This window comes from Kordia sp. E (assembly GCF_056033805.1).
This window is the reverse complement of the sequence record NZ_JBRASR010000003.1, coordinates 973,532-986,719: the sequence shown is the minus strand read 5'-3', so window position 1 is coordinate 986,719 and position 13,188 is coordinate 973,532. Positions and strand designations below refer to the sequence as shown.

The following is a 13,188-nucleotide window of genomic DNA, read 5'->3' as shown; positions in this document are numbered from 1 at the left end:
TGAATAAAGTGTTATTTACAGTTCAAAGATTTCGTAATTGTCCTCTTCTATTTCTTCCTTGGAGATTTTTATTGAATCCATGTAATCAGAAATATTCTCAATAGTCATTAATTTGAAATAAACATCTATCGGAATACTGATGTCAAATTCTTCTTGAATAGTTGTGATTGCTTTTAAGACTAATAATGAGTTTCCGCCTAATTCAAAAAAGCTATCCTTAATTCCTATTTGTGCTACATTGAGAAGTCTTTGCCATATTTTTACCAATCTTTCTTCTTCTTCATTTCTTGGTGCTACATATTCTTTTTTGATAATATCTTCTTCTGAAATACTTGGCAATGCTTTTCGATCTATTTTACCATTGAATGTCGTTGGAAATTCATCCATAATGACATAATAGTTAGGAACCATGTATTCTGGTAATCTTTTAGCAAGTGCTTCTTTTATGTCTGTTTTTGAAACATCCGTTTTGGCAACTATGTACGCTACTATTGATTTTTCATCATTTACTTCTCTAATATCAATAATGGCATGTTTTACATTTTCTGTTTGATGTAATACTTGCTCTATTTCTTCTATTTCAATACGATGACCTCGTACTTTTACCTGATTGTCTTTTCTTCCGATGAAAACGACATTTCCATCTGGCAACCATTTTCCTAAATCTCCAGTTCGGTATAAAAGTGCTCCTTTTTTAAATGGATTTTTTACAAATTTTTCTGCTGTTAGTTCTGGTCTATTTAAATATCCTCTACCTAATCCGTCTCCGCTTATGCATATTTCTCCAATAACGCCTGGCGCTTGTAGTTTTAAGTTTTTGGATAAAATGTACACTTCAACGTTTGCCATTGGTTTTCCTATCGGAATGATTTTGTCTTCTTCATATTGTCCTTCAAACTCAAATACAGTAGCAGTTACCGTAGCTTCCGTTGGTCCATACTCATTAAAAAATCGAGTATAACCATTTATCTTTTGAGCTAATGCATACGGGAAATATTCGCCTCCAGTTACAACTCTTTTTATAGTTGAGCATGTTTCTAAACCTTCTAATTGATTTAAATAACTTGGTGGTCCAGGAATGTGTGTCAATCCTCTTTTTATAATTCTTGCTTTTAGCAATGACGGATCATAAATGAATCCTTCAGGAGCTAATTCAACAGTTGCGCCATTTAACAAGACTAAAAATAGTTGCTCTACTGATGCATCAAACGCATGGTTTATCATCAATATGGACTTGTCTTCGCTTGTAAAATCTAATGTTTTTGTGAGGTCTTCTATAAGGTTTATTACTGAACGATGTTCAATCAATACTCCTTTAGGTTTTCCAGTAGAGCCCGAAGTATAGATTACGTATGCCAAGTTATCTGCTGTCAATGTTGTTTGTGGTAACGTTTCATCAACATCTTCTGTTGCGAAGAATGTAGCTAAGAAATCTGGATCAATGATGATTTTACAATTGCTATCAGCTTCTATAAATGCAATTCGATCTGCTGGGTTTTTAGGATCAATTGGTACATATGCACATCCAGTTTTTAAGACGGCAAGAATTGTAACAATTAGCCATTCATCTCTTTCTAGTTTTATTCCTATGAAATCTTCAACCAAAAGTGCTTTTTGCTCTAGTATATAGTTTGCCAAACGATTTGATGCTGTATCTAATTCTGCATAGGTCATTTGCTCTTCTCTGAACCACAAAGCAACTTTACTTGGGTTTGCATGCACTTGGTCTCTAAATACACCGACAATTGTTTTGTCTTTTTGATATGGAGCAACAGTATCGTTAAACCTAGTCAAAAGCGTTTCATTTGTAGTTTGCGTAAAGATTTTGCGATGATCAATTGTAGCTTCAACATTTTCACTAAGCATTGTAAGTATGCTTTCATAGTTGTGAACAAATTCTTCCAGTTGTATTCCAGAGTTTAATTCTTTTTTCTGGCTAAATGTTGCTTTTAATTGATCGCCCGTAATTCCAACTGAAATACCAAAGTCTATATTCGTTCTTTCGTAAGAATTGAGTTCTATATCATTTCTTTCTACAGCTTCCGTTTCTTGTACTTCTACATCTTCTGAAACTTTCCCCATTTCATTGTAAACATGGAAGTTTGTAAAGTTGAAACCTATATTAAATATCTTGCTTGTCGCCTTTGGATCTTCACCAATAATGGCACTAATTTGCTGTAAAGAGATGCGATCTCTTGTTTTTAGTGCATCTAAGTTTTTTTGAATATTTAATAAAAACTCTTTCCATGTATCACCTTCTTTATCTGTTTGAACTCTAAATGGAACCGTGTTTAAGAAACAACCTAGTATTTTTTCTCCATCTTCACTAATAGGCCTATTATTTGAAACCAATCCGATAGTGATATCCGTTTCATACGTCATAAGTTGTAATGTGTATATGAACGAACCTAAGAAGATTGTTTTTAATGGAATTCCTAATGTACTAGCCATTTGTTTGATAGCTACTAAGTCTACATTTTGAAAAAATTCTTGATGGTTTTTATCTACTGATGTTTCTGAAAGTATATTTAAGAGTTGATATTCTTCTAAATACGATTGCCAGAAGTTTGTGTTTTTTGGATTTTCTTGTTCTATTAATGACTCTATAACTGCAACTTTATTGGTTCCGCTTAATGATTGTGGAATAAAGTTTTCGTTTTGTTGCAGCTTCATACATATTTCATACAATTCTGTATTCAGCATTGCTAAACTCCAACCATCAATAATTGCATGGTGAAATTGGAACACATATACCATTGTACCTTCTGTGAGTCTAAAGATTTTAGCTCTCCATAATGGCGCGTTATGTGGTATGAATTTGTCTTTTAATTCTTCTTGTAAAAACGATTCGATATAACTTTCTTGCTCCGTTTGTGTTTGATTTGAAATATCTTCATACTGAACTGTCGCAGGAACTTCTTTGTATACTATTTGATAGTTTTCACTAAAATCAGTCATGTTAAATGCCGTTCGTAGTGTTTCATGCTTCGTTACAACTAGCTTGAAGGCTTTCTGGAAAATTTCAAACTCAATAAAAGGAACTACATATACAAATTGATCATGGTATACACTTTTGTCCTGACTTTTGAAATATTCGTAAATCATTCCTTCTTGAATATCGCGCATTGGATATACATCTTCTATACCTGAAGCATTTTCAAGTTTTGAAAGTACAGTTGCTTTTACAGCTGTTATTTCATCATTTTTTAATTGTCTTTGCTTGTTGTTTCTATCTTCTTCTTCAGCAGTTTCTATGAAGTTTGCTAAATCTTTTAAGATTGAATACTCATATATCGTTTGTAAGTCTACCGTTTTTTGAAGCTGTTTTTTTAATTGTGTCAACATTCGAATTAAGAGAATGGAATCACCTCCAATTAAGAAGAAATCATCTTCAATACTAACATTTTCAAGTCCTAATAGTTCTTTCCAAATTTCGGCTAACTTATGTTCTACAATCGTTGTTGGAGCAACATATACTCTTTCTGGTAGTTCAAATTGTTCTAGTAATGCTTTTCTATTTAATTTTCCACTATTACTCAACGGAAATGCTGCAACTTGTATAATTGCACTCGGGCTCATATATGCAGGAAGTTTTTCCTTTAAGTGCTTCGTTATTAAAGTAGTATCTATTTCTTCATTTCCAATCACAAAAGCAATTAGTTGTGCATGATTGTTTTTTCCTTTTTTAACTAATACCGCTGCTCTTTGAACCGTTGCAACTTCTTGAATTGCTGTTTCAATTTCGCCTAATTCTATTCGATACCCTCTAATTTTTATTTGATTGTCTATACGACCAATGTATTCAATGTTTCCATCAGGTAACCATTTAGCTAAATCACCCGTTTTGTAAATACGCTCACCCGCTATAAAAGGATTATTTATAAATTTTTCATCAGTCAATGATGTATTGTTTAGATAACCTCTTGCTAAACCATCTCCTCCAATACATAAATGACCAACAACTCCTATAGGCTGCATTTGACTTTCTTCATTTAGAATGTATGTTTTTTCGTTTTGAAAAGGTTTCCCTATAGATAAACTTGTGCTCGATTTTATATCTAAGAATGTACTCCAAATGGTTGTTTCTGTTGGACCATATACATTTTTGATGTTTAAATGTGCTATGAATTCTAAATTGTCATATACTTCTTTAGGAAATGCTTCTCCTCCAATTAGTAAATGTTTTAGAGAAGGAATTGCTGCTTTAGAAATGACATCTTTTAATTGTAATAATCGAGATGGAGTTATTTGTAAAACTTCAACATTATTTTTGTTTAATTCTCCTAGTAATTTTTCAGGCTCTATTAAATCTTTATCACCAATTACTACTAATTGTTTTCCATGTGCTAAGGCGCCAAATATTTCTAGAATAGAGATATCAAATACTGTATTTGTAGTAGCTGCCACACTTTTCCCATCTGTATAGCCTAATTGATCTTCAATGTTTAGTAAAAAGGATGCTAAGTTTCTATGTTCTAGCATTACTCCTTTTGGGTTTCCTGTAGAACCTGAAGTATAGATAACGTAGGCTAAGTTTTCAGCCGTGATTTTATTCTCAATTGTATTCGCTTTCGAATAATTAACTTGATTTTTAATGAAATCAGCTATAATTTCTTTGGTCACACATACTTTATATCCTGTATCTTCTGCTATAAACTTCACTCTGTTTTCAGGATAGTTCAGATCTAATGGTACATATGCTCCTCCAGATTTTAGAATTGCTAGTAATGTTATTATTAACCATTCTGTTCGCTCTAACTGAACTCCGATTAAATCTTCTGTTTTAATTGAATAGTTTTCGGTTAGGTAGCTTGCTAATTGATTAGATATTTCATCTAATTCTTGGTATGTGTAATGCTGCTCTTTATACGTTAATGCAATAGCTTTCGGACTATTTTTAACTTGTTTTTGAATTAAATCTAAAACAGTTACCGTTGTATCATAAGGTATTGCTGCGGTATTAAACTCGTATTGTATTTTATGTGCCTCTTCGTCAGATATTAAACTAAATGCACTTAATTTTTCATCAGCTAATGTGATAACTTTATGTAGAGCATATTCAAAGTGATCTCGGATCATTTTTATATGTGCTTCATCAATTAGGTCACTGTTGTATTGAAAATCTACATTTAATGTTTCGTGTAAATCTGCTTGAATCGATAACGGATAGTTATTATTTTCTTTTACACTATACTTCTGAATTGCTAATGAATCTTCCGATTTTTCACCATTAGAAGCTTTGATTGGGAAGTTTCTAAAGATTAAGATTGAATCAAAAAAGTCATCATTGATATTATTGTTTCTTTTTATCTCACTTAAAGAAGCATGTTGAAAAGCTCTTGCTTTAGCGTGTCCAATTTGTAAAGATTGTAGCCAAGTTGCAATGGATTGATCTTTGTCAATCTTTGTTCGCAATGGAATCGTATTGATATACAATCCTACTTTCTTTTCATACTTTGCTTCTGCTGGTCTACCAGAAACCGTTACTCCAAATGCAACATCATTTTTAGTTGTATACGTTGATAATAATAACGACCAAACTCCTTGTAATAATGTATTTACAGTGATATTTAGTTTTTTAGTAAACGTATTAAGTTCACTTGTAAATGCAGTATCTAAATGTGTAGAAACTTCTTTAAAGATTCCTTTTTTGTTTTCTTCTTTTACCGCATTATTTACAAAAGGTAATAGTGTAGATTTTTCAAATCCGTTCAAATATGTTTGCCAAAATTCTTTTTCCTCTTTTGGGTCAATTGCCTTGATATGTTTTATGTAATCTTCAAACTTATCTTCTCTTACTACTGGTGGAACTCTATGATTTGTGTAGGCATTATATGCTTGTAAAAATTCGCCCATTAATATTTGTCCAGACCAACCGTCCCAAAGGATATGATGTTTTGTCCAAATCATTCGAATGGCTTTAGTTCCTGTTTTTACTAAAGTCAATCGCATTAACGGTGGTTTTTTGAAATTGAATTCCTTTTTTCGCTCTTCTAATACTACTTCTTGAAATTTCTCTTCTAATTCAGTTCCTGTATAGTTTGTAAAGTCTAGTAACGTATATGCAAGTGGCGTTTCTTTATATACACATTGTACTGGAACACTTAATTGATCGTGAATGAATGATGTTCGAAGTATTGTGTGATTTTTTATCAAATATTCCCACGATTTCTGAAAAGCCTCTAAATTTAATCCATCAGAAAACTCCATACTAAATTGTGTTTTGTAGGTAGTTCCAGCCGGACTGTATAAGCTATGAAATAAAATCCCTTCTTGTAGTGGACTCAATTCATATAAAGCTGATATATCTTTTTTGTTTATTTTACCGTCGTAGGTTACAGTCTTTGTTAAATGCGCTATCAACTCCGATTTGTTGTTTTTAATAAACGTAGGAATATCAGCGTTTTTTTGGATCATGGAAATTTCACTTGGAGATAGTTTCCCATTGGCTCCTTTTAATAATAAAGAGTCACCTTGTGCTTCCAAACTTAATCCTAATGCCGTTATTTTATTTATAAATTCATTCATAAATAATGTCTTATAGTAGTTGCTGTTTTGGTTGTTTTCTAGAGCTTTGGGGCAATGCTTTCGAAATTTAGTTAGTTTGTTATTTACAGTTCAAAGATTTCGTAATTGTCCTCTTCTACTTCTTCTTTGGAGATTTTTATTGAATCCATGTAATCAGAAATATTCTCAATGGTCATTAGTTTGAAGTAAACATCTATTGGAATACTGATGTCAAATTCTTCTTGAATATTTGTAATTGCTTTTAAGACTAATAATGAGTTTCCGCCTAATTCAAAAAAGCTATCCTTAATTCCTATTTGTGCAACATTGAGAAGTCTTTGCCAAATTTTCACCAATTTTTCCTCTTCTTCACTTCTTGGCGCTACATATTCTTTTTTGATGATATCTTCTTCTGAAATACTTGGCAATGCTTTTCGATCTATTTTACCATTGAATGTCGTTGGAAATTCATCCATAATGACATAATAGTTAGGAACCATGTATTCTGGTAACCTTTTAGAAAGTGCCTCTTTTATTTGAGTTTTTTCAACATCACTTTTTGCAACAATGTATGCTACAATCGATTTTTCATCGTTTACTTCCTGTATTTCTATAATTGCATGTTTTACATTTTCTGTTTGATGTAATACTTGCTCTATTTCTTCTATTTCAATACGATGACCTCTAACTTTTACCTGATTATCTTTTCTTCCAATGAACACTATATTTCCATCTGGCAACCATTTTCCTAAATCTCCAGTTCGGTATAAACGCTCACCTTTTTTAAATGGATTTTTTACAAATTTTTCTGCCGTTAATTCTGGTCTATTCAAGTATCCTCTACCCAATCCAACTCCTCCAATGCATATTTCTCCAATAACGCCTGGCGCTTGTAATTTTAAGTTTTTGGATAAAATGTACATTTGAACGTTTGCTATTGGTTTTCCTATCGGAATGATTTTGTCTTCTTTATATTGTCCTTCAAACTCAAATGCTGTAGCAGTTACCGCAGCTTCAGTTGGTCCATATTCATTGAAAAATCGAGTGTATCCACTTATCTTTTGAGCCAATGCATACGGAAAATATTCGCCTCCAGTTACAACTCTTTTTATAGTGTCACATGTTTCTAAGGCTTCTAGTTGATTTAAATAACTTGGTGGCGCAACAATGTGCGTTAATCCTCTTTTTACAATTTTTGACTTTAATAATGACGGATCGTATATGAATCCTTCAGGAGCTAATTCAACGGTTGCTCCATTTAACAAGACTAAAAACAATAGCTCTACAGATGCATCAAACGCATGGTTTATCATCAATATTGACTTCTCATCACTAGTAAAATCTAATGTTTTTGTTAGGTCTTCTATAAGGTTTATTACCGAATGATGTTCTATTAATGCTCCTTTCGGTTTTCCTGTTGAGCCCGAAGTATAGATTACATATGCCAAGTTATCCGAGGTCAATTTTGTCTTTGGCAACGTTTCATCAATATTTTCTGTTGCAAAGAATGTAGCTAGGAAATCTGGATCAATGATGATTTTACAATTGCTATCAGCTTCTATAAATGCAATTCGATCTGCTGGGTTTTTAGGATCAATTGGAACATATGCACATCCAGTTTTTAAGACGGCAAGAATTGCAATGATTAACCATTCATCTCTTTCTAGTTTTATTCCTATAAGATTTTCAACAGTGACTTCTTTTTGCTGTAGTATGTAATTTGCCAAACGATTTGATGCTGTGTCTAATTCGGCATACGTCATTTGTTCTTCTCTAAACCACAAAGCAACTTTGTTTGGATTCACCTGTACTTGATCTAGAAATACATCTACAATTGTTTTTTCTTTTTGATATGGTGCAACAGTATCGTTAAACCTAGTCAAAAGCATTTCATTTGTAGTTTGCGTAAAGATTTCTTGATGATCAATGTTAGCCTCAATATTTTTACTAAGCATCGAAAGTATGCTTTCATAATTATGTACAAACTCTTCTAATTGTATTCCTGAGTTTAATTCTTTTTTCTGGCTAAATGTTGCTTTTAATTGATCGCCCGTAATTCCAACAGAAATACCAAAGTCTATATTTGTTCTTTCGTAAGAATTGAGCTCTATATCATTTCTTTCTACAGCTTCCTTTTCTTGTACTTCTGCATCTTCTGAAACTTTCTCCATTTCATTATAGATATGGAAGTTTGTAAAGTTGAAGCCTATATTAAATATTTTACTGGTCGCCTTTGGATCTTCACCAATGATGGCGCTAATTTGCTGTAAAGAGATGCGATCTCTTGTTTTTAATGCATCTAGATTTTTCTGAATATTTAAAAAGAAGTCTTTCCATGTATCACCTTCTTTATCTGTTTGAACTCTAAACGGAACCGTGTTTAAAAAACAACCTAATACTTTTTCTCCGTCTTCGCTAATTGGTCTATTATTTGAAACCAATCCGATAGTGATATCCGTTTCATACGTCATGAGTTGTAATGCATATATGTACGAACCTAAGAAGACTGTTTTTAACGGAACTCCAATTGTTGTTGCAACTTGCTTCAGCGCATTTAAATCAACATTTTGGAAAAATTCTTGATGGTTTTTATCTACTGATGTTTCTGAAAGTATGTTTAAGAGTTGATATTCTTCTAAATACGACTGCCAGAAGTTTGTGTTTTTTGAGTTTTCTTGTTCTATTAAAGATTCTATAACTGCAACTTTATTTGTCGCCTTTAATACTTGCGGTACAAAGTTTTCATCATTTTTTAATGCTGCACATAATTGATATAATTCTGTATTCAGCAATGCTAAACTCCAACCATCTATAATTGCATGGTGAAACTGGAACACATACACCATTGTACCTTCTGTAAGTCTAAAGATCTTCGCTCTCCATAATGGTGCAGAATGTGGTATGAATTTGTCCTTTAATTCTTCTTGTAAAAACGATTCTATATAACTTTCTTGCTCCGTTTGTGTTTGATTTGAAATATCTTCATACGCAACTGTCGCAGGAACTTCTTTGTATACGACTTGGTAGTTTTCACTAAAATCAGTCATGTTAAATGCCGTTCGTAGTGTTTCATGCTTCGTTACAACTAGCTTGAAGGCTTTCTGGAAAATTTCAAACTCAATAAAAGGAACTACATATACAAATTGATCATGATAGACACTTTTGTCCTGACTTTTGAAATATTCGTAAATCATTCCTTCTTGAATATCGCGCATTGGATATACATCTTCTATTGTCGAAGCATTTTCAAGTTTTGAAAGTACAGTTGCCTTTACAGCTGTTATTTCATCGTTTTTTAATTGTCTTTGCTTGTTGTTTCTATCTTCTTCTTCAGCAGTTTCGATGAAGTTTGCCAAATCTTTTAAGATTGAATACTCATATATCGTTTGTAAGTCTACCGTTTTTTGAAGTTGCTTTTTTAGTTGTGTCAACATTCGAATTAAAAGGATAGAATCACCTCCTATTAAAAAGAAATCATCTTCAATACTAACATTCTCAAGTCCTAATAATTCTTTCCAAATTTCAGCTAGCTTATGTTCTACAATCGTTGTTGGAGCAACATATACTCTTTCTGGTAATTCAAATTGTTCTAGTAATGCTTTTCTATTTAATTTACCGCTATTACTCAATGGGAAGGCTACAACTTGTATAATTGCACTCGGAATCATATATGCAGGCAATTTTTCCTTTAAGTGCATTGTGATTAAAGTAGTATCGATTTCTTCATTTCCAATCACAAAAGCAATTAGTTGTGCGTGATTGTTTTTTCCTTTTTTAACTAATACTGCAGCTCTTTGAACCGTTGCAACTTCTTGAATTGCTGTTTCTATTTCGCCTAATTCTATTCGATACCCTCTAATTTTTACTTGACTGTCTTTTCTACCTATATATTCAATGTTTCCATCAGGTAACCATTTGGCTAAATCACCAGTTTTGTATATACGTTCACCTTCTGTAAAAGGATCGCTTATGAAATTTTGAGTCGTTAATGCTTCTTTATTCAAATATCCTTTGGAAACTTGCACGCCACTTATGCATAACTCACCAGTTACTCCAATAGGTTGTATTTTATGATTAGCGTCCAAAATATACATTTTGGTATTTGCTATAGGTTTCCCAATCAATGATTTTTTGATTTCATCATCTTGTAATGGTACATTCCAAAAAGTAACATCAATTGCTGCTTCCGTTGGTCCGTAAAGATTTTGAAGTAGCATATCTCTTTCTCCAAAAATTCTTTTGAATTCCTGAATATGGTGCAATTGTAACGCTTCTCCACTACATACTACACGGCGCAAACTTTGGCAGTTTTCCGTTGTTAATTCTAACAGAAATACGGATAACATTGAAGGAACAAAGTGAATTGTAGTCACATTTTTTTGTTCTATAACTTCTTTAAGATAAGCGTTGTCTTTATGTCCTTCAGGTTTTGCAAATAATAACTTAGCACCTGTAAATAATGGCAATAGTAATTCCCAAACCGATACATCAAAACAATACGTAGTTTTTTGTAAAACCACGTCAGTAGTATCTAATTGATAAGATTCTTGTGCCCATAACAAACGATTGATCAATCCAGCATGTGCATTCATCACACCTTTTGGATTTCCTGTAGATCCAGATGTATAAATTACATATGCCAAATCTGTTGGATCAATAGTAATGCTTGGTATTTCTTTATTTTCTTCTTGTACGAGTTCGTTTGTATATGTTAGTATTGTTGACGAAAACTCACTTGGTATTTTATTATGATGTTCTTTCGTAGTAATTAAATAATCAGTTGCAATATCGTTTAGAATGTATGCGATACGATCTTGCGGATATTCAGGATCAATTGGTACATACGCAGCTCCAGCTTTTAAGATTCCGACAATACTAATAATCATTTCTAAAGAACGTTCTAAACATACACCGATAAAAGTGTTTTTTTGCACTCCTTTTTTCAGCAAATAGTTTGCTAATTGGTTTGACTTTTCGTCTAATTCTTGATATGTTAATGTCATATCATTGAATTCTACAGCTATCTGATTAGGTGTTTTTTCACATTGTTCGGCAATTAAATTTAAAACAGTTTTATCTTTTGGATATACCGTTTCAGTAGCGTTAAATGCTTGTAATATTTGCACTTCTTCTGTTTCAGAAATAATACTTATTTCTTTTATTTTCTGATCAGAACCTTGAATGATTTGTGTCAGTAAATATTCAAAGTGATTCGCGATCATTTGAATATGACTTTCCGAAATTAGGTCTTCATTATATTGAAAATCAATATTGAGTCTTTCGTCTAAATCTGCCTGAATTGATAATGGAAAGCTATTGTTTTCGTTTACTGCATAGTTTTGTATTGCTAAACCATTTTCAGCATCTTTTCCATCCGAATCAGTATTGTTTATTGGAAAGTTTCTAAAGACTAAAATTGAATCAAAGAAGTCATCATTGATGCTATTGTTTCGTTTTATTTCACTTAAAGAAGCATGTTGAAAAGCTCTTGCTTTGGCGTGTCCAACTTGTAAAGATTGTAACCACGTTGCTACTTTTTGCTCTTTATCTATTTGTGTACGTAATGGAATTGTGTTGATATACAATCCTACTTTCTTTTCATATTTTGCTTCTGCTGGTCTACCAGAAACCGTTACTCCAAATGCAACATCATTCTTGTTTGTGTATTCAGCAAGTAATAAAGCCCATATTCCTTGTAGCAAACTGTTTACAGTAATGTTTGACTTTTTAGTATATGTATTGATGTCATTTGTAAAATTCTCATCAAATAGAATCGTTACTTTTTGAAAGTTTCCTTTTCGTTGTTCTTCTTTGATGTTATGATTGACAAATGGTAATAGAGTAGATTCTTCAAATTCATTCAAATACGTTTGCCAAAATTCTTTTTCATCTTTTGGATCAATTGCCTTGATATGTTTTATGTAATCTTCAAACTTATCTTCTTTTAATGCAGGCGGAACTTTGTTAGTTATATATGCTTCGTATGCTTGTAAAAATTCGCCCATCAATATTTGTCCAGACCAACCGTCCCAAAGGATATGATGTTTTGTCCAAATCATTCGAATGGCTTTAGTTCCTGTTTTTACTAAAGTCAATCGCATTAATGGTGGTTTTTTGAAATTGAATTCCTTTTTGCGTTCTTCTGTTACTACTTCTTGAAATTTCTCTTCTAATTCAGTTCCTGTGTAGTTTGTAAAATCTAGTAACGTATATGTAAGTGGTATTTCTTTATAGACACATTGTACTGGAACACTTAATTGATCGTGGATGAATGATGTTCGAAGTATCGTATGGTTTTTTATTAGATATTCCCACGATTTCTGAAAAGCCTCTAAATTTAATCCATCAGAAAACTCCATACTAAATTGTGTTTTGTATGTAGTTCCAGCCGGACTGTATAAGCTATGAAATAAAATCCCTTCTTGTAGTGGACTCAATTCATATAAAGCTGATATATCTTTTTTGTTGATTTTACCATCATAAGTTACCGTTTCCGTTAAATGCGCTATCAACTCCGATTTATTATTTTTAATAAACGTAGGAATGTCAGCATTTTTCTGGATCATAGAAATTTCACTTGGAGACAGTTTTCCGTTGGCTCCTTTTAATAGTAAAGAGTCACCTTGTGCTTCCAAGCTTAATCCTAATGCTGTTATTTTATTTATAAATTCATTCATAAAT

Annotated in this window: 2 protein-coding genes; both read right to left on the bottom strand. The window is 32.3% G+C overall.

What is annotated here, in order from left to right; all coding sequences use genetic code 11:
* Nucleotides 1-15: 15 nt before the first annotated feature.
* Nucleotides 16-6,528: an amino acid adenylation domain-containing protein gene (locus ACUUYC_RS17370; protein WP_474267940.1), complete on the bottom strand. Its 6,513-nt coding sequence runs from the start codon at nt 6,526-6,528 to the stop codon at nt 16-18.
* 83 nt (nt 6,529-6,611) lie between these two features.
* Nucleotides 6,612-13,184: an amino acid adenylation domain-containing protein gene (locus ACUUYC_RS17365; RefSeq protein ID WP_474267939.1), complete on the bottom strand. Its 6,573-nt coding sequence runs from the start codon at nt 13,182-13,184 to the stop codon at nt 6,612-6,614.
* Nucleotides 13,185-13,188: the final 4 nt, after the last annotated feature.